Origin of the sequence: Alkalicoccobacillus porphyridii (assembly GCF_007293315.1) — a bacterium.
In the GTDB taxonomy this organism is placed as follows: domain Bacteria; phylum Bacillota; class Bacilli; order Bacillales; family Bacillaceae_D; genus Alkalicoccobacillus; species Alkalicoccobacillus porphyridii.
The window spans coordinates 1-25896 of record NZ_VLXZ01000023.1 but is presented as its reverse complement, the minus strand read 5'-3'; the positions used below and the strand labels follow the sequence as shown (position 1 = coordinate 25896).

Genomic DNA, 25896 nt, shown 5'->3' with positions numbered 1-25896 from the left:
AAGAAGCAGCAGACGGCCTAACTATGAAGAGAAGCTCATGACCAAGTTCATAAGCAGAACCTTCTTTACCAAGAAGGAAGAACTCAATACCAAGAGCGACCTCACTATACCAAGAAAGAAGCGATTCATAGCAAGAGCAATCCTCCCATTACCAAGAATCAGGACGCCATACCAAGAACTATACATCCGTCACCAAGAGAGAACCCTGTTGTACCAAGAACCAGAGGTCCATACAAAGAAGAATCTCCACCGCACCAAGAGAAAAGCAGATATACCAAGAAGCAGCAGAGGGCCTAACTACGAAGAGAAGCTCACTATCGAGTTCATAAGCGGAACCTTTTTTACTAAGAAGGGAAAGCATATCAAGAGCAATAAGCCCATCACCATGAACACCGAGCACCATACCAAGAGCAAAATCACCTCACCAAGAAAGAAGCGATTCATACCAAGAACCAACCATGTTTTACCAAGAGCCAGGTCATCTTACCAAGAAGAACCCACTCCGCACCAAGAGGAAAATAGATTTATTAAGAAGAAGTCCACCGCCTTCCTCCAAAGGGGAGCTCACGACCAACTTCATAAGCAGAACCTTCTTTACCAAGAAGGAAAGCCCATCATCAAGAAGACTACCTCCATCACCAAGAACAATGAGCACCATACCAAGAACAAAACCACCGCACCAAGAAAGAAGAGATTAATACCAAGAAGAAAGCATGCTTTACCAAGAGTGAGGTCGCCTTACCAAGAACTATTCACCCATCATCAAGAGGGACGCCTGGTTTACCAAGAGCAAGAACGCCTTACCAAGAAGAATTCACTCCGCACCAAGAAGAAATCAGATTTACCAAGAAAGAGCAGATACCTCTACTCAGCTCGCTGCGCAAGCATCACTAGCAGGTCATCAAGAGGAGTGAGCTTATCACTAAGAACACCGTGCTCCTTACCAAGCGCCCGACAGCGATACCAAGAGCAAGCGCCCCTCATGAAGAGCACATGACCAAGAGAGACACCCGTTTTACCAAGAGAAGAACCTCTAACCAAAACATCCATCCTGCCAAAAATCCTCCTCTAGCCTATCCTTAAGTTAATCCTCCAGCTTTAACGTAAAATAATATTCAAACAGAAAAGGGAGCTTATCCTTTGCGATAAAAAGATATTGTTTGATAAAGGGAAGGTCATCTCCATCAAAGGTGTGAAGCAACTCACCCCACCACTCAGCCTCGTAACGGCAGATCATACTCAGGTTGTACAACAAGAGATAATGAATAGAAAGCTCCGGTAAAGTACAAAGATCTTCTCGTTTACGCAGTATGCTGTGCTGGCCCCCCTTTGATGTCAGCCAGGGAGGTGTTTGATAGAGAGTGGGCTTAATGTTGAGGGGGATAGTTAAACTTTGTTTAGTTGTTTGGATACCGATCTGACGATTAAACCATAGTCCAGGCTTTTGCTCTTGTTGCTCTAAAAATAATCCGAATCGATTGGCAGTCATATGTAAATCATCCAATAGAATAGAGGAGACGCTAAAGGATTGAGGGCGGTGGGTAACAGGTAGACTGATGGTTTGGTTATAGATAGTCGAAAAGAGTGAGTGCATTTCAGAAATTTGTTTAAATAAAAAGATCATTTTATACTTCTCTGTTGCTGGCTGTTTCACATGAAACATTTTGTTAAGAGAATGGAGAAAGAGACCATTCTTCTGCACTTTGATTTCATCGTCTAAAAAACGGTAGCCTTGTTTTTTTCTTTTTCTTGTTGTAACTCCATGGGCAAGGATGGCTGAGTTTTCCGGGTAAAATGGATCGGATGTTAACACACAGGCCTTTAGCATTTGAACTGTTCCATAAAATAATAGCACCGGCTGAATCTGGATAGGGGCAGTGCGTGCTTGTTCAAAATAAAGGCGTCCTTGTTGTAGGTGGTAAATAAATGAAAAACTTGTGTGATAGCTTAATTTACGAGCTTGAGCGTAACTCTGTTTCTCATAGCAATTTGTCAAAAATCGCTTAGTGTAGCTAATGGATTCAAAAGGAATAAGAGCATGAAACATGGATATCACTCATTTCAATATATCGTGTGTATATTCAGAAAAGTTGTACTTAACGCCTTTTCTTGACAGTAGTTTGTCCAATTGTTACGCTACTAATAATATTTTTCGGAATTATTATATTTGGGAGGATGATTGTAATCATGTGGGAGACAAAATTTCAAAAAGAAGGTTTAACCTTTGATGATGTATTACTTATACCTGCCAAATCAGAGATCTTACCTCGTGATGTATCTGTTAAAACAAAGTTAACGGACAATTTGCAGCTTAATATTCCTATTATTAGTGCTGGTATGGACACGGTAACAGAGTCTCAGATGGCGATTGCTATTGCAAGAGAGGGCGGCCTAGGTATTATTCATAAAAATATGTCGATTGAGGAGCAGGCTGAGCAGATTGATAAAGTAAAGCGCTCTGAGAGTGGAGTCATTACAAATCCATTCTATTTAACTCCCGACCGTCAAGTCTTTGATGCTGAGCATTTAATGGGGAAATACCGAATTTCAGGGGTACCAATTGTTGATGAAAATCGTAAGCTGGTCGGTATTTTAACGAATCGTGATCTTCGTTTCATTGAAGATTACTCTATTACCATTGATGATGTCATGACAAAAAACAATTTAGTTACTGCTCCGGTAGGCACTACATTACAAGATGCAGAAAAAATTCTCCAGCAATATAAGATTGAGAAGCTCCCTCTTGTGGATGATGAGGGGATCCTTAAAGGTCTTATTACGATTAAAGATATTGAAAAGGTTATTGAATTTCCAAATTCAGCAAAGGACTCACAAGGTCGTTTACTAGTGGGAGCCGCTATTGGTGTCTCGGCTGATGCTGACCTGCGTATATCGGCGGTTGTCGAAGCTGGTGCGGATGCTATTGTCATTGATACGGCCCATGGTCATTCTAAAGGGGTTCTTGAACGTATTAGTCAGGTTCGTGAGCAATACCCTTCTCTAACAATTATCGCTGGGAACGTGGCAACAGCAGAGGGTACACGCGATCTGATTGAAGCTGGAGTAGATGTAGTTAAGGTTGGTATTGGTCCAGGCTCCATTTGTACGACACGTGTAGTTGCTGGAATTGGGGTACCACAAATTACAGCCATTTATGATTGCGCAACGGAAGCTCGTAAACACGGAGTGCCAATCATAGCTGATGGAGGAATTAAATACTCTGGTGATATTGTAAAAGCTCTTGCGGCTGGAGGACATGCTGTCATGCTTGGAAGCCTACTTGCCGGAACATCTGAAAGTCCTGGTGATCGTGAAATCTATCAAGGACGTCAGTTTAAAGTCTACCGTGGTATGGGTTCACTTGGCGCGATGGAAAAAGGAAGTAAGGATCGTTATTTCCAAGAAAATAATCAGAAGCTGGTTCCTGAAGGCATTGAAGGAAGAATTGCATATAAAGGTCCATTAAGCGACACCATTCACCAATTGGTCGGCGGAATTCGTGCGGGTATGGGGTATTGCGGTACAGCCACTCTTACTGATTTGCGTGAGACAGGTGAATTTATCAAAATCAGTGGTGCTGGCTTACGTGAAAGTCACCCGCATGATGTTCATATCACAAAAGAAGCGCCAAACTATTCAGTATAAAAGGCTGAATAATGTCGTTAAATTGTAATGTATTTCAAATAGATAGAGTCTAACTCTATCTATTTTTTTGTACGTGCATATGATAAAATTACCTCTGTGTTAAAAATAGCGGAGGTGGAAGGTTTGAGTAAGCCAGCAAAACAAAAGGTATTACTTGGTATGATGGCAGCATCGCTGGCGTTATCCATAGGGCTTAGCCCGCAGACAGCGGAGGCTGCTGTAGATGTTGATGCATCAGCATCCATTTTAGTAGACGCAGAATCAGGAAAGATACTACATGCAGATAATATAGATGATCAACTACCCATTGCAAGTATGACTAAGATGATGAGTGAATACTTAATCTTAGAAGCATTAAGTGAAGGTACAATTAGTGAAAATGATGAAGTGGCCATTAGTGACCATGTACGAGCACTTTCATTACAAACCGCCTTATCTAATGTCCCGCTTAGACAGGATTATACATATACAGTGAAAGAGTTGTATGAATCTGTAGCCATCTATTCAGCTAATGCCTCAACCATTGCCATAGCTGAGCATTTGGCTGGCTCTGAAGCGGATTTTGTGCAAATGATGAATGACAAAGCAGCAGAGCTTGGTCTTGAGAGCTACAATTTTGTTAATTCAAGTGGTTTGAATAATAGTGACTTGGCAGGGAACCATCCAGAAGGGACAGATGAAAATGCTGAGAATGAGCTTTCAGCTAAATCTGTTGCCCAGCTTGCCTATCATTTATTGAAAGATTATCCAGAGGTTTTAGACACAGCTAGCATTCCAGAAATGGAGTTCCAGGCTGGAGAAGATGAAACGATTGAGATGCGCAACTGGAACTGGATGATTCCGGGAGTAGATCCAGCTCATGAATACGAAGGGGCCGATGGATTAAAAACAGGTTTTACTTCGGCAGCTGGAAATTCTTTTACTGGTACAGCGACTCGCGAAAATATGAGATTAATTTCTGTTGTGATGGGTGCGGATACTAGGGACGACCGTTTTGATGAAACAGCAAAGCTTTTTGATTTTGGCTTTGATAATTTCCATGAGGCGGAATTACTCCCTGAAGGCTATAAGCCTGAAGGCGAAGATGTTGTTCCTGTGACAGGAGGTAAAGAGAAGGAGGTAGCCATTTCAACCTCTGCTGCTCTTACAGCTGTAGTCAGAAATGACGAAGATGAGCTCTACACTCCTGAGGTTCATTTATCAGAAGATCTTTTAGAGGATGGAGAGCTTGTAGCACCACTCGAGGAAGGGCAGCAGGTTGGAGAAGTGAGCCTTGTCTATGGTGGTGAGGAAGAAGAGCAATACCTCTATGACAGCCAATCAACTTCAGCGTCACTTGTTGCGGATCAGGAAGTAGAACAAGCAAGCTGGTTCACGATGAGTATGCGTGGAATTGGAAGCTTCTTTTCAGGCATTTGGACATCTGTATCAGATACAGTGACAGGCTGGTTCTAATATAGGTCTTCTAATCAAATATACAAATAGCTTATAACATGACATAATAAACAACATACTATAGAAGCGGGGGACAAGGTGATGAGTCAGACTGGTACAGATGTAGTAAAACGTGGAATGGCAGAAATGCAAAAAGGCGGCGTGATCATGGATGTGGTTAACGCTGAACAAGCAAAAATCGCTGAGCAAGCTGGAGCCGTAGCGGTAATGGCTCTTGAGCGTGTCCCTTCAGATATACGTGCTGCTGGTGGAGTAGCAAGAATGGCAGACCTGCAAATCGTTGAGGATGTTATGAATGCTGTATCTATCCCGGTTATGGCAAAAGCTCGTATTGGTCATATCGTAGAAGCACGTGTGCTTGAATCAATGGGTGTTGATTATATTGATGAAAGTGAAGTTCTGACTCCTGCAGATGAAGTCTACCACTTATATAAGCGTGATTTTACTGTTCCTTTTGTGTGCGGGGCTCGTGATTTAGGTGAAGCTGCTCGTCGTATTGGCGAAGGGGCTTCAATGATCCGTACAAAGGGTGAGCCTGGAACAGGAAATATTGTTGAGGCTGTTCGTCATATGCGTATGATGCAGGCACAAATAAAAACGGTTGTGAATATGTCGAAGGATGAATTAATGACAGAAGCGAAAAATCTTGGTGCTTCTTATGAATTACTTCTTGAAATTAAGGAAACAGGCAAGTTCCCTGTCGTAAACTTTGCTGCTGGTGGTGTAGCTACACCTGCAGATGCAGCGTTAATGATGCAGCTTGGAGCAGACGGTGTCTTTGTAGGGTCTGGTGTATTTAAGTCAGATCAGCCTGAGAAGTTCGCCAAAGCGATTGTGGAAGCTACCACTCACTTTACGGACTATGAATTGATTGCCAATGTATCTAAGGGCTTAGGAACAGCCATGAAAGGGCTTGAGATTTCAACCCTTGCACCAGCTGATCGTATGCAGGAGCGTGGCTGGTAAGTCATGATAAAGATAGGCGTATTAGCTTTGCAGGGGGCGGTTCGAGAGCATGTGCGTAGTCTTCAAGCAGAGGATACAGAAGTCATCATTGTCAAAAAAGCAGAACAGCTAGACGAGCTAGACGGTTTAGTTTTTCCTGGCGGAGAGAGTACCACAATGCGCCGTCTCATTAATCAGTATGGTTTTTTTGAACCATTAAAAGCATTTGGTGAGAGTGGAAAGCCAATCTTTGGAACATGTGCTGGATTAATTTTGATGGCGGACGAGATCGTAGGACAGGACGCGGCACATCTTGGTCTCATGAACATGCGTGTGCAGCGGAATGCATTTGGTCGCCAGAGGGAAAGCTTTGAAACAACGCTTGAGGTTCAAGGAGTGGCTGAGGACTTACGTTCTGTCTTTATTCGGGCGCCTCTCATTGAAGAGGTTGGTGAACACGTAGAGGTTCTCTCCACATATAATGGAGAAATCGTGGCCGCAAGACAGGGTCACTATCTTACCTGCTCTTTTCACCCCGAATTAACAGATGATTTCCGTTTGCATCAATTTTTTGCTACAATGGTGAGAGAAGCAAAACAAGTAACCAATTAAATGTTTCCAACATGTTGATAGGGACTAGTACGTTTTGACTGTTTGGCGCAGAGAGCCGGTGTTTGGTGCGAACCGGAGCAAACACAGACGGAATCCCCCCTGGAGTGAATGGTTGAACGTTAAGTAGATCATTCCGTCTCACCTACGTTACAGGTTTTGAGCGGTTCTTTCTGAGTAGAGAGGACTATTAGGGTGGCAACGCGGGTTAAACTCTCGTCCCTTCTATACGTCTGTATAGGAGTGGCGGGAGTTTTATTTAGTTTACACACATAAAAAGGAGGAAATAAGATGTTAGATGTAAAACAATTACGAAAAGAGTTAGCACTAGTGAAAGAAATGCTTGGTACTCGTGGGACAGATTTAGAGGGCTTAAATCAATTTGAACAGTTAGATAGCGAAAGAAGGGCCTTAATTGTTGAATCTGAAGAATTAAAAAGCCGCAGAAATCAAGTATCTCAAGAGGTGGCAAAGCTTAAGCGGGAAAAAGAAAATGCAGATGAATTGATCACAGAGATGAAGCAAGTATCTGAACTCATAAAAAAACTGGATGAGCGCCTTCATCAGGTGGATGAGCAGTTAAATAGCATTTTATATACGCTACCAAATCTTCCGCATGAGAGTGTACCTGTCGGTGGTTCAGAAGAAGAAAATGAAGAGATTAAGCGGTGGGGAGAAACTAGATATTTTGATTTTGAACCAAAACCCCATTGGGATTTAGCAACGAATCTTGGCATCGTTGATTTTGAACGTGCAGGTAAGGTGACAGGTAGCCGATTTGTTTTTTATCGAGGGCTAGGTGCACGTCTTGAGCGTGCTCTCATTAACTTTATGATGGATCTCCATGCAGATGAGCACGGTTATGAAGAGGTTCTCCCTCCATATATGGTAAACCGTGATAGCATGCTTGGCACAGGACAGCTTCCTAAGTTTGAGGAGGATGCATTTAAAATTCAGGAGGAGGATTATTTCCTGATCCCGACTGCTGAAGTGCCAGTAACGAATTTATATCGTGATGAAATTATTGAAGGGGATAAGCTGCCTTTACGCTATGCTGCCTACAGCGCCTGCTTCCGTTCTGAGGCTGGTTCTGCAGGACGGGATACCAGAGGATTAATTCGTCAGCATCAGTTTAATAAAGTTGAAATGCTACACTTCTGTAAGCCTGAGGATTCTTATGCTGAGCTTGAAAAAATGACGGAGCACGCAGAGAAGGTACTACAGCTTTTAGATCTTCCTTACCGAGTTCTTACATTGTGTACGGGGGATATGGGCTTCACAGCAGCCAAGACATATGATTTAGAGGTATGGCTCCCGAGTTACGACGAATACCGTGAGATCTCTTCTTGCAGTAACGTAGAGGGATTCCAGGCCCGTCGTGCAAACATTCGCTTTAAACGTGACGTAAAAGGGAAGGCCGAGCATGTACACACATTAAATGGCTCTGGGCTTGCTGTAGGACGTACTGTGGCAGCAATCTTAGAGAACTATCAGCAGGAGGATGGCAGCATTGCTATTCCGGAAGTTCTGCAGCCTTATATGGGTGGAAAGAAAAGCATTCAGTAAACCAAAGGAGGTACTAAGATGAGGTACGGCATTTGTCAGATTGAACTTGTACCAGGTAACCCCAATGCTAATTATGAAAAAATTGAGCAGTGGACGGATATGGTGATGGCACAGCAAGACAAACCAGACATCTTAGTCCTACCAGAGATGTGGACGACAGCTTATGCGCTGTCGGACCTTCATCATCTTGCTGAAAAGAACCTTGAGAAGACACTTCCTTTTTTAAAGAGATTAGCTAAGAGGCACCAGGTTCATTTTATTGGCGGCTCAGTGGCCAATCAAAAGAACGATGGCATTTATAACACAGCACTTGTTGTAAACAAGCAGGGAGAGCTGGTATATGAATATGATAAAGTTCATTTAGTACCCATGCTAAATGAGCCCGCATACTTGCAAGAAGGGCAGACACTGGCGAAGGTATTTGAGCTCGACGGGATAAAAATGGGGATCATCATTTGTTATGATTTGCGTTTTCCGGAGCTTACACGAGCCCTTGCGCTAGAAGGGGCACAGGTGCTTCATATCGTCGCTGAGTGGCCAGAAGCTCGTACATCACATTGGCAGGCTCTTCAAGCAGCCAGAGCGATTGAAAATCAATGCTACGTGGTCTCCAGCAATGTGATCGGAACACATGATGGGGTGGAGTTTGCTGGTCGTTCCATGGTGATTGATCCATTAGGAAAGGTACTTGCTAAAGCTCCACAGCAGCAAGAAGAAACACTGACAATAAATCTTCAGCTTACTCAAGTACCACAAGTCAGACAGGATGTTCCAGTATTTAAAAGTAGGCGAGCAGATTTATATTAATGTAAATAATTAAAGAGTGACATCCCTTGGATAAAAAGCTACAATATTCTTCATATTGTTCCAGCAATGCAGCATACTAAGCTGGATGAAATTAGAAAGAAAGAGGGATGCTATTTGGGTAATTCGTTGCCTCACACTACCATGAGTGACCGTGAGCGTAAGACATTTTTACGAGGTGCGATCTTTTTAATGGCAACCTCTTCAATAGGCCCTGCGTTTTTAACACAGACGTCATTGTTTACTGCCGAATTTATGGCGAGCTTTGCTTTTGCCATTCTCATCTCCATTATTATTGATATTGGGGTTCAGCTAAACATTTGGCGTGTGATCTCTGTTACCGGTCTACGTGGTCAGGAGATTGCAGGAAGGGTTCTCCCTGGACTTGGTTTATTTGTGGCGATTCTTATCGTATTTGGTGGCTTTGCCTTTAATATCGGGAATGTTGCCGGTGCAGGACTCGGGATGAACGTGCTTTTTGGACTTCCAGTTGAGGTAGGGGCTATTATCACAGCGGCTATAGCTATTGGTATTTTTCTAGTTCGTAACGCGTTGCGCGTAGTTGATAGAGTGATGCAAGTTCTAGGGATCATCATGATTGTCATGGTTGGTTACGTGATGTTTAGTACAAGTCCTCCAATGCAAGAGGTCCTTGTTAAATCAGTATTTCCGGATAATTATGGTGCATTGCTACTGCCAATTGTTACATTAGTCGGAGGAACAGTGGGGGGCTATATTTCCTTTGCTGGTGGACACCGATTAATTGATGCAGGAGTAGTTGGGAAGGAAAACGTTGGCTTTGTTAGCCGTGCCGCTAATTACGGCATCCTAACAACCGGAGTCATGCGTGTATTTTTGTTCCTAGCCGTTCTTGGTGTTGTCACATTAGGATATACCCTTGATGAAGGGAACCCTGCAGCAACTGTATTCCAGGTTGCATTAGGGGACATTGGCTTCAAATTATTTGGGGTCGTACTCTTTGCCGCAGCCATTAGTTCTGTTATCGGCTGTGCATATACAAGTATTTCATTTTTGCGCTCGTTCCATCCTTTTTTCGAAAAATATAACAGCGCAATTATCGCTATTTTTATCGCCATTTCAACAATCATTTTTGTTTTTATTGGAAGACCCGTTCAATTACTTGTTTTAGCAGGTGCATTGAATGCATTGATCCTTCCAATCATTTTAACAACAATTTTGGTTGCCTCGCGTAAAAAATCAATAGTTAAAGACTATCATCATCCAACCTGGCTTATCGTCTTCGGAATTATTGCCATCCTTTTCACAATTGGCGCAGGCTACATTTCCATTGAGGCTATGATTGATTTATGGACAGGATGATGAAGGATAGATTGAAGAGAAACCGACTCATCGGTTTCTTTTTTTTGAGGTGAAGTATGTATTTAGAGTGAAGGTGCTTTAGCAAGAGATGGGAGCACAGAACCAAGAGCAGCAATGTTATCAAGGGCGAGGTGCTCTAGCAAGAGGAGAAGGCACTGGACCAAGAGCGAAAGTGTCTTACCAAGAGGAAGGAGCACAGCACCAAGAAAAACAGCGCTGTTACCAAGGGCGAAAGTGCCTTACTAAGAGGAGGAGACACAGCACCAAGAAGACCAGCACTGTTACCAAGAGCGAAAGTGCTATAGCAAGAGGAAGGAGCCCTATACCATGAAAAACAGCACCAAGAAAAACACCCCTCTTACCAAGAACCCACCCACAGCACTACATACAAGCAAAGGCACAAATACTTAAGCAACGGTGTATGACACCACTAGAAATATCCCTCAAACCTAAAAAAAGAAACGGACATAGCGTCCGTTTCTTTCTCTTACGTGTATGCAGGCTCACGTTTACCTTGTTCGATTTCTTCCATGTAATGACACGCAGCCATGTGGCCTTCTTTCAGATAGTCGGTGGTACGAAGCTCTGGTGTCTCCGTACGGCATTTATCTGTAGCAAATGGGCAGCGTGTATGGAAACGACAGCCCTCTGGCGGATCAATTGGAGAAGGAACATCGCCCTTCAAAATGATACGGTTTGCTTTGTTTTCTGGATCCGGTACTGGGATCGCAGATAGAAGAGCCTTTGTATATGGGTGCTGAGACTGGTCAAATACTGACTTTTTATCACCAATTTCAACGATGCGGCCAAGATACATAACAATCACTCGATCTGAAATATGACGAACAACACCAAGATCGTGAGAGATAAACAAGTATGTTAGCTTCAGTTCACGCTGTAGCTTTTTCAATAGGTTGATTACCTGAGCTTGAATTGATACATCGAGGGCAGATACAGCTTCATCACAGACGATGAGCTTAGGATCCACTGAGAGTGCACGGGCAATTCCAATTCGTTGTCTCTGCCCACCACTGAATTCGTGTGGGTAGCGATCAATTTGGTGTGGTCCAAGACCAACTGTGTCCATTAGCTCTTTAATGCGCTTTTCACGGTCTTTTTTTGGTACGGCGTTTTGAATTTCCATTGCTTCGTTCAAAATTTGTCTAACCGTCTGACGCGGGTTAATGGAAGCGTATGGATCTTGGAAAATGATTTGTAGATCCTTTCTCATTTTGCGCATATCAGACTTGCTAATAGACAATAAGTCTTGACCTTGGAATTCAATTTCACCACTTGTTGGTTCATCTAGACGCAGGATGGCTCGTCCGGTTGTTGATTTTCCGCAACCAGACTCTCCTACGATACTAACTGTTTCACCTTCATGTATATCAAACGAAACGCCGTCAACAGCTTTTACGTGGTTGACTGTTCGCCCAAGCATTCCACCTTTAATAGGGAAATGTTGTTTTAATTCATTAACTCTTAGTAGTTTCTGTGTCATGCACTTTCACCTCCGGCTCGCTGTCCCACTCATCCGTGTACATCCAGCAACGTATTTGATTGCCATTCTCGTCTTCAATAAGATCCGGTAGAGTGTTGCAGATCTCACGGGCATGAGGGCAACGAGGAGCAAAACGGCAGCCTGAAGGCATATTAGCCGGGCTTGGAACTGAACCTCTGATTACAGCTAAATCTTCACCTTCAACGTCTACGTCATGACGTGGCAAGGATTCAAGTAAACCAACTGTATATGGGTGACGTGGGTTAGAGAATAGCTCATTCACACTTGCATATTCTACTACTTTTCCGCAATACATAACGGCTACATAGTCACAGGTTTCTGCTACCACACCAAGGTCATGTGTAATCATAATAATCGACATACCTAAACGATCCTGCAGATCCTTCATTAATTCTAAAATTTGTGCTTGAATGGTTACGTCAAGAGCTGTTGTTGGCTCATCGGCAATTAACAGCTCTGGATTACAGGCAAGGGCCATTGCAATCATGACACGCTGACGCATACCACCAGATAGTTCAAACGGATACTGGTGTACACGCTTTTCAGGAGAAGGAATTCCAACTAGCTTTAACATATCAATAGATTTAGCCAAAGCTTCTTTTTTGCTGAGTTTTTCATGGATTCTAAATGATTCTCCAATTTGTTGGCCCACTGTATACACAGGGTTTAATGAAGTCATTGGTTCTTGGAAAATCATTGAGATTTCGTTTCCACGAATCTTTCTCATGGCACCTTCACTTTTTTTCGTTAAATCTTCGCCTTTAAACTCAATTTCTCCACCCACAATTTTCCCTGGGTTCTGAATCAGTTTCAGGATTGACATGGCAGTAATACTTTTTCCGGATCCGGATTCTCCAACCACACCAAGTGTTTTTCCCTTAGGAACATCAAAGGTTACGCCATCAACTGCGCGAACCTCCATATTCTGAGTGAAGAATGAGGTGCGAAGGTCACGGATTTTAATAATGGAGTCTTGACCCATAAGAAGTCACACCTTCCTATCATTTATAGTAAAAAACGCATAAATTTAATTAATGTCTACTCGTTTGTTTAGCATACGGTATGCTACATCAACAAGCAGGTTCACAAGAACGAACAGGAGGGACACAACAAGAACTGTACCTTGAACAATCGGGAAATCACGTGCACGAATAGAATCAATTATTAAACGTCCCATTCCATTAATCGCAAATACGGATTCTGCTAGAACCGTACCACCAAGAAGGGAACCAAATTGAAGTCCTACGACAGTTACAACCGGAATCATCGCGTTTTTCAGGGCATGCTGATAAATAACATAGCGTTCTTTAACCCCTTTAGCACGAGCCGTACGGATGTAATCCTGCCCAATTACTTCAAGCATACTCGAGCGGGTCATCCGTGCAATGATGGCGGCACCCGTTGTTCCTAGAGTAAGAACCGGTAAGACCATTTGACTAAATGTTCCCCACCCGGAGGAAGCAAACCAGCCAAGATTAATAGAGAAGTATTGAATTAACATAAGACCCATCCAGAAGTTAGGCATGGACAGACCAAATAAAGCAATAATCATAATAGAAGTATCTGCAAATGTATAACGTTTAGTAGCGGAAATAATTCCGGCGATCATACCAAGAAATACACTTAATATTGTACTATATACTGCAAGTTCAACGGTAACCCAGAACCTGGCACCAATTTCATCCCCTACAGCTCGACCGTTACGAATAGAATTACCGAAGTCTAAAGTAACTACATCTTTTAAATAGTTGAAATATTGTACTGGGTACGAATCATTTAATCCTAGTCGGTCACGCATCGCTTCTACTTGTTCAGTTGAAGCAGCTTCCCCTGCAAGAATTTGTGCAGGATCTCCGGGAATTAGATGAACTAAACTGAAGGTAATCAGTGTTACACCAAACAGCACAGGAATCGTCTGAACTAGACGTCTAATAATAAAGGTTAACATGGTAGTCGGCTCTCCTTTCTAATCTCTAAGTTTTGGATCGAGAGCGTCTCGTAATCCATCCCCGAATAAATTAAAAGCTAGTACAACTAAAACAATTGCAAGACCAGGAAATAGTGCTACGTGGCCGGCATCATACATATAGTTACGTCCATCAGCAAGCATCGCTCCCCATTCTGGTGTAGGAGGCTGTGCCCCTAACCCAAGGAAAGATAAACCTGCCGCGGTTAAAATCGCCGTGGCAATGCTTAGTGTAGCTTGAACAATAAGCGGCGATGTAATATTCGGAAGAATGTGTTTAAAGATGATTCTGAAATCACTGGCTCCAAGTGCTTTCACTGCGTCCACATATTCTAGCTTTCGTACCGTTAAGGCAGAACCACGTGCAATACGAGCAAATACTGGAACCGAGAATAGAGCAACAGCAATGATAACATTATTCATAGATGGTCCAAGTACTGAAACAATTGCAAGTGCTAGTAGAATACCTGGAAATGCAAGAAGTACATCGGTAATTCTCATAATGATATTATCTAAGCGACCACCATAATAGCCGGAAATAACCCCAAATATGGTTCCAACGATAGCCCCTAAGGCTACTGATGAAAATCCTACATAGAATGTAAGACTCATTCCATGAATAATTCTAGTGAAGATATCGCGTCCGTGATGATCCGTTCCAAACCAATGATCCGCAGAGGGTCCTTGTAGCTTTACGGCATAATCCCCGCTATTTGGGTTAAGTGACGTAAACTGTGGACCTATCATAGAAACAATAATTAAGAACAAAATTAAAAAAGCTCCAACCATAGCCGGTTTGTTTCGACCCAAACGTTTAAAAAAGCTTTTCATGCTTTTAATACGTGGGTTTTCAACAGCTTCAGGTGCATATTGATTGGATGGTTGTTGATAATCTTGCATAGCTTCTAACTTCCTTTCTTTAGGAGACTTATCGTGACATGTTAAGCCTTTTCCAGCCTGATACTCACGTTGATAGATTATACCATGTTCAGAAAATAAAAAAACAAAAAAACTATTAATGAAAAATAATCTTACAGTTTAATTTTTGGAAATTGACATATTCTGTACAGTGCTATCAGACATAAACGTTGATTTGTAGGCACTGAATAGAATGTATAGGACTTTAGAACCTAAAGAAAACTTTGTAAAGAAAGTCATTGAAAACTAAACAAGTTTTAGGGTATAGTGATTATGTAATTTTCTGAAAAGAGACAAAAGTGAGAGGGGTTAAAAAACTTGAAAAATTCCAAATTGGTATTTTTACTAACTTTGGTGCTGGCATTTAGTGTAATAATGGCAGCCTGCGCAAATGAACCAACTGGTAATGAGGGGGGCTCAGATTCAGATGGTGATGAAGGAACAGCTGATAACGGTGGTGGAGAAGGCGGGGATCTAATTGCCTCAATGGCTTCTGATATCGTAGGACTAGACCTTCACGGCTCGAATGATACATATTCAAGTAACGTAGCGTCTAATATCTATGAAACACTTGTTTATCATGATGCAGAACTTGAACTGCAAAATGGTCTAGCCGAGAGTTATGAGCAGATTGATGAGAACACATGGGAGTTTAAGCTTCGCGAAGGAGTTACATTCCATGATGATTCAGAATTTAACGCAGACGTTGTAAAAGCAAACCTAGATCGTATTTTAGATCCAGAGATCGCTTCCCAGCGTGCATTTCTATATGACATGATTGAAGAAGTTGAGGTAGTAGATACCTATACAGTACGTCTAATTACTGAATATCCGTTTGCACCCCTACCGGCTCACCTAGCTCATAATGGTGGCGGGATGATGAGTGCCGATATGATTGAAAGAGATTATGAAGCAATGGAGAATGGTGAAGAGCCAGGATCTGTTATTAATGAGGAAGCGATTGGTACGGGTTTCTTCAAATTTGACAGCTGGTCTCCAGGTAGTGAAGTCAAGCTAGTGAAAAACGAAGACTATTGGGGTGAACCAGCAAAGGTTGACTCTGTTACCTTCCGTGTTGTCCCTGAGGATGGAACACGTATCGCTGACTTAAACACAGGAGCAGCTCATATTGCTGATCCACTTAGCCCAAGTGATGTTTCTCAAATTGAAGCTACAGATGGTATGCATGTTGAATCAACTGAAAGTGTTGCGATGATGTACATTGGCTTTAACTCTCAGAAAGAGCCATTTGATGATCCGAACGTACGTAAAGCACTTTCTATGGCTATTAATAAACAAAGCATTATTGATGGAATCTATGATGGACACGGTCTAGAAGCTAGAAGTCCGCTTGCTCCTAAAGTATATGGTTATAACGAAAACATTGATGTCATTGAATACGATCCAGAAGAAGCTAAGAGTTTATTAGAGGAAGCTGGATACGGTGAAGGTGAACTAACGATTACATTTAACACAAGTGATCACCGTGAGCGTCAGAACATTGCTGAGAATGTTCAGCAGGCTTTGGCTGAAATCGGAGTAACGGCTAACATTGAAATGGAAGAATGGGGTTCATACCTTGAGTCAACAGCAAACGGCGAACAGGAAATGTTTGTTCTTAGCTGGTCTACTGTAACTGGTGATGGAGATTATGGTTTATTCCCACTGTTTCATTCATCTCAACAAGGTTCTGCGGGTAACCGTACATTCACTGAAGACGAAGAGTTGGACGAAATCTTAATGGCAGCTCGTCGTAACGAAGATCAGGAAGCACGTCTTGATCAATATATTGAGGCTCAAAATATTCTTGCAGATGAAGCGATCATCTTGCCACTATTCCATGAAGACTATCTATTAGGTGTTAGTGATAGTGTAGAAGGCTTATGGCAGCACCCAACAAGAAGATTAATGCTTCAAGATGTAACAATCAATAACTAAGCACGGTTTAAAAAGTAGTTAGAACAGAAGTATCATATATTAATAGAAAAGCTGAAGAATGTTGGAGTCTCTCCATTCATTTTTCAGCTTTTTATTGTATAAATTGGAGGGCATCTGAATATGGATTCTTCGCTGCCGCTCCCGAAAATGGGGGCACGCTTACCCAAGGGAAGGTAATGAGCTAACCTGACTACGTCGATGTATCACATTAAACCTTTGTATCGAGGCCATTGAAAAAGAAGCTTTATATGAAAGTGAATCTTATTATCAACATAAAATATCCTTCATTTCCTTAATTAGACACGTTCGTCATTTGTTTGATCAGAACATGAGCGGAAGGAGAACCCGTAGACTCCTGCGGAACAGAACGCGTCTGAAGACATTGAAGTGGCGTACTTCCACTTTAAGGGCTGAAGCCGTTCCCGCGGAAAGCGTAGGGTTCTCCTGTAGCGGCGCCATTCAGCTCATTCTTACATGACTTTTTGTGTGGCTTCCTTTTCATCCCGTAGGTGTCAGCTTATCGCGGTCTATTATTTCAATTCTATTTGACTTGATAAAGCACATCAAAATCAAAAATCAAAATGTTTCATTTTTATACAACTTTTCGTATATTCTGACAAATACTATTTTTAAATAATAATCTCTAGTAGGGAATAAACAACGAAAATACTGAAAAATCTACGTTTTTGGCAACGTTTTGCATAAAAATTAACGAAAATTGTTAAGTATTCATAAAAAAATATCTTAAAAATATTTGTTCAATTCTATAAAATCGTGTATAGTGTATTAATATTAATAGATTAATATAATTTCAAGGGGGAAATACAATGAAGTCAAGTAAAAAACACTTGTCTATGTGGATGCTAATCCTTTTATTAAGTATTGGTCTAGCTGCATGTGCTAGCGAGCCAGATGGTGGCGGAGATGCAGGTGGAGATGGTGAAGATACTGGATCTACTGAGGAAGGATCTGGTGGCGATCTAGTTATAGATACACAATCTGAAGCTATTGCTCTTGATCCTCATATTGTAAATGATGTACCTTCTGGTAATGTTCAATCTAATATCTATGAAACACTTGTATTTTTTGATGAAGATATGAATGTTCAAAACGGTCTTGCTGAAGACTGGAGTCAAGTTGACGAAACAACTCTTGAATTTACTTTAAGAGAAGACATCACATTCACAGATGGTGAGCCGTTTAATGCTGAAGCAGTAGAAGCAAACATTGAGCGTATCACAGATGAAGCCATTGCTTCTCAACGTGCATTCTTGTTTGAAGACATTGTAGAAATTAATGTTGTGGATGAATACACTATTCAATTTATTACTGAGCAACCTAACGCTGCTCTTGTTTATAGCTTTGCCCATAACGGTGGTAGCATGATTAGCCCTGCTGCGATCGAAGAAGATTATGCTGCAATGGAAGGTGGCGCTGATCCAGGTTCTGTAATCAGCCCGAATCCAGTTGGAACTGGTCTATTCACTCTAGATGAGTGGAACTCTGGCCAATCTATTCGTTTAGTTAAAAACGAAGATTATTGGAATGAGCCTGCGAAGCTTGATTCTGTAACATTCCAAGTAGTAACTGAAGGTGGAACACGTTTGGCGAACATCGAGACTGGCAGTGCTCACGTTTCTGAGCCAACAAGCCCTTCTGATGTAAACCGTATTGAAAACTCTGATACTATGGAGTTACTTGAAACAGAAAGCTTAAACATTTCTTATATTGGGTTTAATACTCAAGCTGAACCATTTGATGATGTACGTGTTCGTCGTGCGATTTCAATGGCGATCAACAGTGAAGATATTGTAAACAACCTATTTAATGGTTATGGAATTCCTGCAGAAGGACCAATGGCACCAGGAGTTATTGGTTATGATGATGCACTTGAGCCAATTGAGTACGATCCTGAAGCTGCCGAAGAGCTTCTAGCTGAAGCTGGTTACGGAGATGGATTCTCATTCACTATCTCCACAAATGATACACAAGAGCGTCAAGACCTTGCTACATTTGTTCAAGCTGAGCTTGAGAAAATTGGTTTGGATGTAAACATTGAAATTCTTGAGTGGGGTGCTTATCTTGAGCAAACTGGTCAAGGTAACACAGAAATGTTCGTATTAGGATGGAGCTCAGCTACTGGTGATGCAGATTATGCTCTTGCACCATTGTTCCACTCTGATAACGTTGGAGCAGAAGGTAACCGTTCATTCTTTGAAAATGAAGAAGTAGATGCATTACTTACTGAAGCTAAATACGAGTTGGATAACACCAAGCGTAACGAGCTATACAGTGAAGCACAACAGTTAATCATTGATGAAGCTCCAATGCTGTTTACGCACCACAAAGTAGACTTAAATGCTTACTCTAGCAACGTTCACGGCCTATATCGCCACCCAACAGGTGACTTCTGGTTGAAAGACGTTTATATTGACTAATGTTTGATTGAAAAGGCTCTGGGGAAACCCAGGGTCTTTTTTAGAGTTGAAAAGAGGTGACTGAGTCCATTTTATGTGTAAATGAAATTAAGGTTGTTATGGATAGAGGTCGGTTCTTGATTCATTCTTCGTCCGTCGCTCCAAATATAGCGGGCACGCTTACCGCAGGAGTACCTGAGCCATTTTTTAAAATGGGAACTTAAGCGGAAGGAGAAAACGAAGACTCCAATGGAACAGAACGAGTCTGGAGACATTAAAGTGGAGCCTTTCCACTTCAAGGGCTAAGGCTGTTCCCGTGGAAAGCGTAGGTGTCTCCTATAGCGGTGCAAATGATCTCATTTTCAGTTGACTTTTTCAGTGACCTCATTGCTACTTTGAAAGAGTCACAAATATCATCAGTAATCTTATGGAAGTGTTATTTTTCTAATAATTGTAGAATATCTAAGAGATTTGGCTTATTTTGTGTGAACAATCTGTTATTCTTACGTTCGTTTTCAGAAAATAATGTATAGTTGTTTGATATCTATTTAGAAAATTTAAAATACTACCAAGAGTTTGAAAGGATGTATCGTATGAAAAAGTATATTCTACTCGCATTTTTAACACTGGGATTAACGGCATGTGCCAGTGAACCAAGTACAAGCACCTCAGGAGCTTCAGAAGATGAGGGGTCCGCTGAAGGGCAAGGAGGAGATTTAGTCATTGATATGGGGGCCGAAGCAGTCACGTTAGATCCACATCTAGCAAATGACGTTCCATCGGGTAATGTTGCCTCTAATATTTATGATAATCTTGTATTCTTTGACGGCGAGATGAATATACAGAACAATCTAGCAAAAGAGTGGGAGCAAGTAGATGATTTAACGCTTCGTTTTGAACTAGAGGAGGGTGTAACCTTTCACGATGGGGAGCCATTTAATGCTGAGGCGGTAAAGGCTAATATCGATCGTGTCACAGACCCAGCTATTGCGTCTCCGAGAGGCTATCTTTTTGATAATATATCTGAAGTCAATGTCGTGGATGAATATACAGTGGAAGTGAAAACAGAGGAGCCTTTTGCCCCTCTTATCTATAGCTTTGCTCATAACGGCGGAGGTATGATTAGTCCTAAAGCGATAGAAGAGGATTATGCAGCGATGGAGGGTGGAAGTGAACCAGGAAGTGTCATTAATAGTCACCCTGTTGGTTCTGGTTACTTTGAGTTTGAATCATGGGATACAGGTCAGCAAATTAAGCTAGTAAATAATGAAGATTATTGGGGTGAGCCAGCTAAGCTCGACTCTGTAACCTTTAAAACTGTTCCTGAGGATGGGACGCGAATTGCTGATTTAGAAACTGGTAGCGCACATGTGGCAGATCCATTCAGCCCATCAGATGTAGCACGAATAGAGGCAACAGAGGGCTTGGAGATTATCGAATCTGATAGTATGGGTATTGAATATATCGGTTTCAATACGCAAAAGGAACCGTTTGATGATAAACGCGTTCGTCAGGCTATCTCGATGGCGGTGGATAATGACGCGATTATTAATAACTTGTTAGAAGGATACGGAATACCGGCAATTGGACCGATGTCTCCACAGATTATTGGTTTTGATGAGACAGTTGAACCACTTGAGTATAACCCTGAAAAAGCAAAGGAATTGCTTGCAGAAGCGGGCTATCCTGATGGCTTTGAAACGTCGATTTGGACCAATGACAAACGTGAGCGCATTGACTTAGTGACGTACTTACAGCAGGAGCTCGGAAAAATTGGCATTGATGTAACCACCGAAACGATGGAGTGGGGAGCGTATCTAGAGCAAACGAACTCGGGTGATCATGATATGTTTGTATTAGGCTGGAGTGCTTCCACTGGGGATGCAGATTATGCTCTTTCTCCACTATTTCACTCTATGAATCATGGAGCAGCTGGTAATAAATCATTTTTAGAAAATGATGAGGTTGATCAGTTATTAGAGGACGCTCAGCATGAAATGGATGAAGATGCAAGAATGGCGATGTATAAAGAGGTGCAGGATATTCTTATTGATGAGGCACCATTAATTTATACGCATCATAAGCAAGAGGTCAATGCCATTCGAGATTCTGTTAAAAATCTATGGCGTCATCAAAGTGGAGATTTCAGGCTACAAGAAGTATATATTGAAGAATAATGAATTATACGTCCGGGATGACAATGTCTCTCGGACTTTTTTTGTGCTTGCGATGGACGTGTGGAATTTGCTACGATACGAATGGTAGAATCGGAGGCGGATGGCATGGAGAAACAGGCAGAGTATAGCCAGGAGCATATAGATTGGATGAGGCAGGCGATGGAGCAGGCGAACAAAGCGGAAGAGCTGGGTGAAGTCCCCATTGGTGCTGTCATTGTAAAAGATGGCCAGGTTATCGCAACAGGATATAATCTAAGAGAAACAACAAAAAACGCAGCCGCTCATGCTGAAATGATTGCTATTGAAAAAGCATGTGAAAAGCTTGGAGCATGGCGACTGTCTGAATGCACCCTCTATGTCACTCTTGAGCCGTGCCCAATGTGCGCCGGTGCAATCGTGCAATCGAGAATTCCGCGTGTTGTGTACGGGGCAACTGATCCTAAAGCAGGGTGTGCAGGTACTTTAATGAATCTCCTTGAAGAGTCTCGTTTTAATCATCGCAGTGAAGTGATTGCCGGTTGTCTAGCAGATGAATGTGGATCACAGCTTACGGAGTTTTTTCGAGAACTTCGAGCAGCTAAAAAAAGGAAGGCAATCGAATAGATTACCCTTCTTGCATTATCGAGTTATATGACTTATACTGATGAATGCATCACTTAAAGGATGCCTAACTATATTATCAACTTTGCCGTGCTAGGTGGGGAGGTAGCGGTGCCCTGTCACTCGCAATCCGCTAGAGCGAGACTGAATCCCTTTTCTAGGTCATGCCATCGTTTGGTCTGCCCTGAGTAAGTAGTGTTGACATTTGGGTTCTGCGCAACGGAAACTCATGAACCCTGTCAGGTCCGGAAGGAAGCAGCAGTAAGTGAATCCTTCCGTGTGCCGCAGAGTTGCCTGGATCGAGCTAACTGCTCAGGTAACGCTTGGGATGGTATGATCAAAAAAAGGTGCACGGTATATATACATAGAAGCTAAGCAATTGCGCCTGTCGCAGTTGCTTTTTTTCATGAGAGGCGTTACCAGCTATGAAAAGATACTAGAAATGTCTATAATAGATAGTAGAGAGTAAAGGAAAGGACGGGATAGGAGCATGGGATACCAGGCATTATACCGCGTATGGCGGCCGCAGCTGCTCAAGGATGTCGTAGGTCAGACTCATTTAACTAAAACCTTACAAAATGCACTTGTTCAGAATAAATTCTCACATGCTTATTTGTTCTCTGGGCCACGAGGGACCGGAAAAACGAGTGCGGCCAAAATTATTGCCAAAGCCATTAACTGTGAACACGCTCCGGTAGCTGAACCGTGTAATGAGTGTGCAGCCTGCCAAGGGATATCAAATGGTTCTATAGTAGATGTCATGGAAATAGACGCGGCGTCTAATAATGGTGTGGATGAGATTAGAGATATTCGGGATAAGGTTAAATTTGCTCCAAGTGATGTTCAATATAAAGTGTATATTATTGATGAAGTTCATATGCTTTCCACAGGTGCATTTAATGCCCTACTAAAGACACTGGAGGAGCCTCCGCCACATGCTGTGTTTATATTGGCCACAACGGAGCCTCATAAAATCCCATTAACCATTATCTCGAGATGTCAGCGCTTTGATTTTAAACCAATCTCATCGGCTGCGATGATTGATCGGATGAAAGAAATTTTAAATGCAGATAAAGTAGATATAGAAACAGAAGCACTTCAATTGATCGCACAAGCGGCAGATGGTGGAATGCGTGATGCGTTAAGCTTATTAGATCAGGCGATTTCATTCTCAGATGAAACAGTTACCGCTGAGTCCGTTCGTCTTATTACTGGGGCTGTTTCGAGAGAGTCTTTAGCTGGTGTAGCGCTTGGACTGAATGAAGGGCGTACCTCTGAAGTACTGCAGCTTATTGACCAAGTATTGAAAGACGGGAAAGATCCTAAGAGGTTTGTTGAGGATTTGCTCTACTATTTTCGAGATGTGCTTCTATTTAAAGCGGCTCCTAATGCAGAAGATTTACTCGAACGTGCAGTTGTAAACGAGGATTTTAGAAAGCTGGTAGAGGAGCGTTCCCATGCTTGGCTCTATCAAGCAATTGACGTTTTGAATGAAACCCAGCAGGAAATGAAATGGTCTACACACCCTAAAATTTTGATTGAGCTTGCTACCATTCAGTTGATTAATTTTCAAGAGGCAGATCGTCCAGCAGCTGTTGAGGTTTCTTCGAGTGCCCCTTCCGAGCTAGAACAAAAGATTGTTCAATTAGAACAAAAGCTAAGCCAGCTACAAAAGCAAGGGATTCAATCGGGGGCCACAGAGGAGCGGGCGCAAGCTCCAACTAAACGTCCTCGTAAAGTACCGCAACAAGCAAGAATGGCTGTAGGTCAAGTGAAGGAGCTGCTTGAAAAAGCGGAGAAACAAAGACTTCAGCAGGTAACTACACAATGGCCAGATGTTGCCGCTCGTTTAAAAGCCAAAAGTATTCCAGCCTCAGCTTGGTTAAATGACTGTCGCCCTGTTGCGGCGTCTACAACTGCGATTCTGTTAGCATTTCAAAATGAGATGCATCGTGATATGATGGATACGAAGTTTAGAGATACCTTGCTTGAAGTCTTAGGCGAAGTCTTAGGTGAAGGAACAACGTTTATTACGTTGCTTCAATCCCAATGGACAAAAACAAAGGATGAATTTGTAAAGGACCAAAAATCAGAAGGCGCTGAGGAAATTTCTGAAGATCAATCTGATTCCGACCCGCTTGTTGATGAAGCCGTAAAGCTTGTAGGCGAGGACTTGATTGAATGGGCAGACCAAAAATGAATGGAGGACTATAATTATGAAAAACATGAATAACATGATGAAACAAATGCAGAAAATGCAAAAACAAATGACACAAGCTCAAGAAGAGCTAAAGGAAAAAACGGTTGAAGCAACTGCAGGTGGTGGCATGGTGACAGTCACTGCAAGTGGCGACAAGAGAATTCTTGATATCACCATTTCTGAGGATGTTGTAGATCCAGACGATATTGAAATGCTACAAGACTTAGTACTGGCTGCTACAAATGAAGCATTAAAGCTAGTTGATGAGCTTGTTGAAAAAGACATGGGCAAATTCACCAAAGGAATGAATATTCCGGGAATGTTCTAGGAGGTCAGCTGTTGCACTATCCTGAACCTATAGCTAAGCTAATTGACGGTTTTATGAGATTACCTGGCATTGGACCTAAAACAGCCAGTCGATTAGCCTTTTATGTGTTGGATATGAAAGAGGATGATGTTCTCGATTTTGCTAAAGCATTGGTTAATGCTAAACGTAACTTAACCTATTGTTCTGTGTGCCATAATATAACCGATCAAGATCCATGCCAAATCTGTGAGGATAAATCACGAGACCAATCCATGGTCTGTGTGGTTCAAGAGTCACGTGATGTGATGGCAATGGAAAAAATGCGCGAATATCCAGGTCAATATCATGTTCTCCACGGCGCCATTTCCCCTATGGAGGGTATTGGGCCTGAGGACATTAAGGTGCCGGAATTGATTAAGCGTCTACAGGATGACACGATTCAGGAAGTTATTATCGCTACAAACCCAACAATTGAGGGAGAAGCTACAGCGATGTATATCTCTCGACTGGTTAAACCTACGGGAATTAAAGTGACAAGAATTGCACATGGTCTTCCTGTTGGTGGGGATTTAGAGTATGCAGATGAAGTGACGTTATCTAGAGCCATAGAAGGCAGACGAGAATTGTAAGGCAGGCGAGGAGATTGTTTTTTCGAAAAAGAGGAAAGCTGAGAAGGGAAGAAAATGATCAGCTGTTTTATCATATAGAAACGTTAAAAGAGCGCTATGATCTTCAAAGGCAGCTGATTGAACATAGTGTGGATCCGTCGGATGATGTTATCTCACGTATGAAGCTATCAGAGGCTAAGTACTCCTTTTTATTAAGAGAGGCTCGAATACGAAAAGCAAGAATGAACAGACTGTGAAGACAGTCTGTTCTTTTTTTATAAATAGGACATACCCTATTGTATAGGCTGTATGATTGGGGGAGAGTTATGGATCCGCTTATCCTGTTTACTTTGCTAGGAGCTGCCGTTGTTTTATTACTTACTGTCGGAGCGCCGATGAGACCTATACGATTGTTAGGCAACCTTTCAGTGAAATTAGTAGTTGGTATCCTTTTATTATTTCTTGTGAATGCTTCAGGGAGCTGGACGGGTTTACACATCCCAATTAATCCAGTGACTGCTTCTGTAACGGGGATATTAGGTGTGCCGGGTCTGGTTTTGCTTGTTGCCGTAAAACAATTTCTTTTATAGGCCGATATGAAGGTGCTAACCTGATTCGTATGTTTGCGATGAGGGTTTTTTATGTTTTATTATAAAATCTTTCGGGTAAATGAAAATTAGTGGTTGCTTTTTAATTGTGGGCATGGTAAATTATTTCTTGCTGTCGGGGAACAAAATGAACGTGTAAAAAGATTTTTTAAAAAAGTCTTTACTTCATACAGTGACTCGTGGTATATTAATCAAGTCGCCAAATGAGCGACGGAAGTTCTTTGAAAACTGAACAGAAGCCAAGCGTACGAAGAGATACACGATATCTCA

Annotated in this window: 22 protein-coding genes, 1 other RNA gene and 1 other annotated feature; of the genes, 18 read left to right on the top strand and 5 right to left on the bottom strand. The window is 42.1% G+C overall.

Annotated elements, in window-relative coordinates; translation table 11 throughout:
* Positions 1 to 997: hypothetical protein (locus tag FN960_RS20400; RefSeq protein ID WP_221936820.1), on the top strand; the 997-nt coding region annotated here is incomplete at its 5' end.
* Positions 998 to 1084: 87 nt separating this feature from the next.
* On the opposite strand, the gene FN960_RS20395 is transcribed toward FN960_RS20400, so the two are convergent.
* On the bottom strand, positions 1085 to 2047 hold the full coding sequence (locus tag FN960_RS20395; protein ID WP_143850712.1) for a YaaC family protein: 963 nt from the start codon (positions 2045 to 2047) through the stop codon (positions 1085 to 1087).
* Positions 2048 to 2187: 140 nt separating this feature from the next.
* Here FN960_RS20395 and guaB point away from each other — a divergent pair, with 140 nt between their 5' ends.
* From guaB to FN960_RS20360, 7 genes are all read left to right on the top strand, one after another.
* Positions 2188 to 3645 carry an IMP dehydrogenase gene (gene guaB / locus FN960_RS20390; protein WP_143850711.1) on the top strand — a complete coding sequence of 486 codons (1458 nt, stop codon included), beginning with the start codon at positions 2188 to 2190 and terminating at the stop codon, positions 3643 to 3645.
* Positions 3646 to 3804: 159 nt separating this feature from the next.
* Positions 3805 to 5100 (top strand): D-alanyl-D-alanine carboxypeptidase family protein, encoded by a 1296-nt coding sequence (locus FN960_RS20385; RefSeq protein WP_143850716.1) that lies wholly within the window; start codon positions 3805 to 3807, stop codon positions 5098 to 5100.
* 81 nt (positions 5101 to 5181) lie between these two features.
* A complete protein-coding gene (gene pdxS / locus FN960_RS20380) occupies positions 5182 to 6066 on the top strand; it encodes a pyridoxal 5'-phosphate synthase lyase subunit PdxS (protein ID WP_143850710.1) in 885 nt (294 codons plus the stop codon).
* Positions 6067 to 6069: 3 nt separating this feature from the next.
* Positions 6070 to 6657, top strand: a complete 588-nt coding sequence (gene pdxT, locus FN960_RS20375) for a pyridoxal 5'-phosphate synthase glutaminase subunit PdxT (protein ID WP_143850709.1) — start codon at positions 6070 to 6072, stop codon at positions 6655 to 6657.
* A 5-nt stretch (positions 6658 to 6662) separates the two neighbouring features.
* Positions 6663 to 6881: a binding site (T-box leader), on the top strand.
* Between the two features lie 64 nt (positions 6882 to 6945).
* Positions 6946 to 8220, top strand: a complete 1275-nt coding sequence (gene serS / locus FN960_RS20370) for a serine--tRNA ligase (protein WP_143850708.1) — start codon at positions 6946 to 6948, stop codon at positions 8218 to 8220.
* 18 nt (positions 8221 to 8238) lie between these two features.
* Positions 8239 to 9027 carry a carbon-nitrogen family hydrolase gene (locus tag FN960_RS20365; RefSeq protein ID WP_143850707.1) on the top strand — a complete coding sequence of 263 codons (789 nt, stop codon included), beginning with the start codon at positions 8239 to 8241 and terminating at the stop codon, positions 9025 to 9027.
* 141 nt (positions 9028 to 9168) lie between these two features.
* A complete protein-coding gene (locus FN960_RS20360; protein WP_143850715.1) occupies positions 9169 to 10365 on the top strand; it encodes an NRAMP family divalent metal transporter in 1197 nt (398 codons plus the stop codon).
* A gap of 487 nt (positions 10366 to 10852) precedes the next feature.
* On the opposite strand, the gene FN960_RS20355 is transcribed toward FN960_RS20360, so the two are convergent.
* The 4 genes from FN960_RS20355 to FN960_RS20340 are packed head-to-tail and all read right to left on the bottom strand — an operon-like array spanning position 10853 to position 14753.
* Positions 10853 to 11866 (bottom strand): ABC transporter ATP-binding protein, encoded by a 1014-nt coding sequence (locus FN960_RS20355; RefSeq protein WP_143850706.1) that lies wholly within the window; start codon positions 11864 to 11866, stop codon positions 10853 to 10855.
* Complete coding sequence (locus tag FN960_RS20350) at positions 11841 to 12869, bottom strand: ABC transporter ATP-binding protein (protein ID WP_143850705.1); 1029 nt, start codon at positions 12867 to 12869, stop codon at positions 11841 to 11843. Before FN960_RS20350 ends, FN960_RS20355 begins: the two co-directional genes overlap by 26 nt.
* Before the next feature lie 45 nt (positions 12870 to 12914).
* Positions 12915 to 13835, bottom strand: a complete 921-nt coding sequence (gene nikB / locus FN960_RS20345; protein WP_143850704.1) for a nickel ABC transporter permease — start codon at positions 13833 to 13835, stop codon at positions 12915 to 12917.
* A gap of 18 nt (positions 13836 to 13853) precedes the next feature.
* Positions 13854 to 14753 carry an ABC transporter permease gene (locus FN960_RS20340; protein ID WP_143850703.1) on the bottom strand — a complete coding sequence of 300 codons (900 nt, stop codon included), beginning with the start codon at positions 14751 to 14753 and terminating at the stop codon, positions 13854 to 13856.
* 336 nt (positions 14754 to 15089) lie between these two features.
* Between FN960_RS20340 and FN960_RS20335 the strand changes: the two genes are divergently transcribed.
* The 10 genes from FN960_RS20335 to FN960_RS20290 all read left to right on the top strand — a co-directional run bounded on the left by FN960_RS20335 (position 15090) and on the right by FN960_RS20290 (position 25608).
* Positions 15090 to 16709 carry a glutathione ABC transporter substrate-binding protein gene (locus FN960_RS20335; protein WP_260682088.1) on the top strand — a complete coding sequence of 540 codons (1620 nt, stop codon included), beginning with the start codon at positions 15090 to 15092 and terminating at the stop codon, positions 16707 to 16709.
* Positions 16710 to 17536: 827 nt separating this feature from the next.
* On the top strand, positions 17537 to 19147 hold the full coding sequence (locus FN960_RS20330) for a glutathione ABC transporter substrate-binding protein (protein WP_143850702.1): 1611 nt from the start codon (positions 17537 to 17539) through the stop codon (positions 19145 to 19147).
* A 572-nt stretch (positions 19148 to 19719) separates the two neighbouring features.
* Positions 19720 to 21303, top strand: a complete 1584-nt coding sequence (locus FN960_RS20325; protein ID WP_260682087.1) for a glutathione ABC transporter substrate-binding protein — start codon at positions 19720 to 19722, stop codon at positions 21301 to 21303.
* 105 nt (positions 21304 to 21408) lie between these two features.
* Positions 21409 to 21906 carry a tRNA adenosine(34) deaminase TadA gene (gene tadA, locus FN960_RS20320; RefSeq protein ID WP_143850700.1) on the top strand — a complete coding sequence of 166 codons (498 nt, stop codon included), beginning with the start codon at positions 21409 to 21411 and terminating at the stop codon, positions 21904 to 21906.
* 85 nt (positions 21907 to 21991) lie between these two features.
* An RNA gene (ffs, locus tag FN960_RS20315) (signal recognition particle sRNA large type) lies at positions 21992 to 22258 on the top strand.
* A 135-nt stretch (positions 22259 to 22393) separates the two neighbouring features.
* Positions 22394 to 24103: a DNA polymerase III subunit gamma/tau gene (gene dnaX / locus FN960_RS20310; RefSeq protein WP_143850699.1), complete on the top strand. Its 1710-nt coding sequence runs from the start codon at positions 22394 to 22396 to the stop codon at positions 24101 to 24103.
* Positions 24104 to 24119: 16 nt separating this feature from the next.
* Entirely contained in the window at positions 24120 to 24431 is a 312-nt protein-coding gene (locus tag FN960_RS20305; RefSeq protein WP_143850698.1) for a YbaB/EbfC family nucleoid-associated protein, read from the top strand.
* 11 nt (positions 24432 to 24442) lie between these two features.
* Positions 24443 to 25039: a recombination mediator RecR gene (gene recR, locus FN960_RS20300; protein ID WP_143850697.1), complete on the top strand. Its 597-nt coding sequence runs from the start codon at positions 24443 to 24445 to the stop codon at positions 25037 to 25039.
* A 14-nt stretch (positions 25040 to 25053) separates the two neighbouring features.
* A complete protein-coding gene (locus FN960_RS20295; protein ID WP_143850696.1) occupies positions 25054 to 25275 on the top strand; it encodes a YaaL family protein in 222 nt (73 codons plus the stop codon).
* 69 nt (positions 25276 to 25344) lie between these two features.
* Positions 25345 to 25608, top strand: coding sequence for a pro-sigmaK processing inhibitor BofA family protein (locus FN960_RS20290; RefSeq protein WP_143850695.1), 264 nt, complete (start codon positions 25345 to 25347; stop codon positions 25606 to 25608).
* Positions 25609 to 25896 lie beyond the last annotated feature (288 nt).

What these genes read in the sequence shown, in the direction of transcription:
- FN960_RS20325 (WP_260682087.1), top strand. Translation starts at nt 19,720, where the DNA reads ATGAAAAAGTATATTCTACTCGCATTTTTAACACTGGGATTAACGGCA.
- FN960_RS20385 (WP_143850716.1), top strand. Translation starts at nt 3,805, where the DNA reads ATGATGGCAGCATCGCTGGCGTTATCCATAGGGCTTAGCCCGCAGACA.
- nikB (WP_143850704.1), bottom strand. Translation starts at nt 13,835, where the DNA reads ATGTTAACCTTTATTATTAGACGTCTAGTTCAGACGATTCCTGTGCTG.
- FN960_RS20365 (WP_143850707.1), top strand. Translation starts at nt 8,239, where the DNA reads ATGAGGTACGGCATTTGTCAGATTGAACTTGTACCAGGTAACCCCAAT.
- serS (WP_143850708.1), top strand. Translation starts at nt 6,946, where the DNA reads ATGTTAGATGTAAAACAATTACGAAAAGAGTTAGCACTAGTGAAAGAA.
- pdxT (WP_143850709.1), top strand. Translation starts at nt 6,070, where the DNA reads ATGATAAAGATAGGCGTATTAGCTTTGCAGGGGGCGGTTCGAGAGCAT.
- FN960_RS20290 (WP_143850695.1), top strand. Translation starts at nt 25,345, where the DNA reads ATGGATCCGCTTATCCTGTTTACTTTGCTAGGAGCTGCCGTTGTTTTA.
- FN960_RS20395 (WP_143850712.1), bottom strand. Translation starts at nt 2,047, where the DNA reads ATGTTTCATGCTCTTATTCCTTTTGAATCCATTAGCTACACTAAGCGA.
- guaB (WP_143850711.1), top strand. Translation starts at nt 2,188, where the DNA reads ATGTGGGAGACAAAATTTCAAAAAGAAGGTTTAACCTTTGATGATGTA.
- dnaX (WP_143850699.1), top strand. Translation starts at nt 22,394, where the DNA reads ATGGGATACCAGGCATTATACCGCGTATGGCGGCCGCAGCTGCTCAAG.
- FN960_RS20340 (WP_143850703.1), bottom strand. Translation starts at nt 14,753, where the DNA reads ATGCAAGATTATCAACAACCATCCAATCAATATGCACCTGAAGCTGTT.
- FN960_RS20355 (WP_143850706.1), bottom strand. Translation starts at nt 11,866, where the DNA reads ATGACACAGAAACTACTAAGAGTTAATGAATTAAAACAACATTTCCCT.
- FN960_RS20330 (WP_143850702.1), top strand. Translation starts at nt 17,537, where the DNA reads ATGAAGTCAAGTAAAAAACACTTGTCTATGTGGATGCTAATCCTTTTA.
- FN960_RS20305 (WP_143850698.1), top strand. Translation starts at nt 24,120, where the DNA reads ATGAAAAACATGAATAACATGATGAAACAAATGCAGAAAATGCAAAAA.
- tadA (WP_143850700.1), top strand. Translation starts at nt 21,409, where the DNA reads ATGGAGAAACAGGCAGAGTATAGCCAGGAGCATATAGATTGGATGAGG.
- FN960_RS20360 (WP_143850715.1), top strand. Translation starts at nt 9,169, where the DNA reads ATGAGTGACCGTGAGCGTAAGACATTTTTACGAGGTGCGATCTTTTTA.
- pdxS (WP_143850710.1), top strand. Translation starts at nt 5,182, where the DNA reads ATGAGTCAGACTGGTACAGATGTAGTAAAACGTGGAATGGCAGAAATG.
- FN960_RS20350 (WP_143850705.1), bottom strand. Translation starts at nt 12,869, where the DNA reads ATGGGTCAAGACTCCATTATTAAAATCCGTGACCTTCGCACCTCATTC.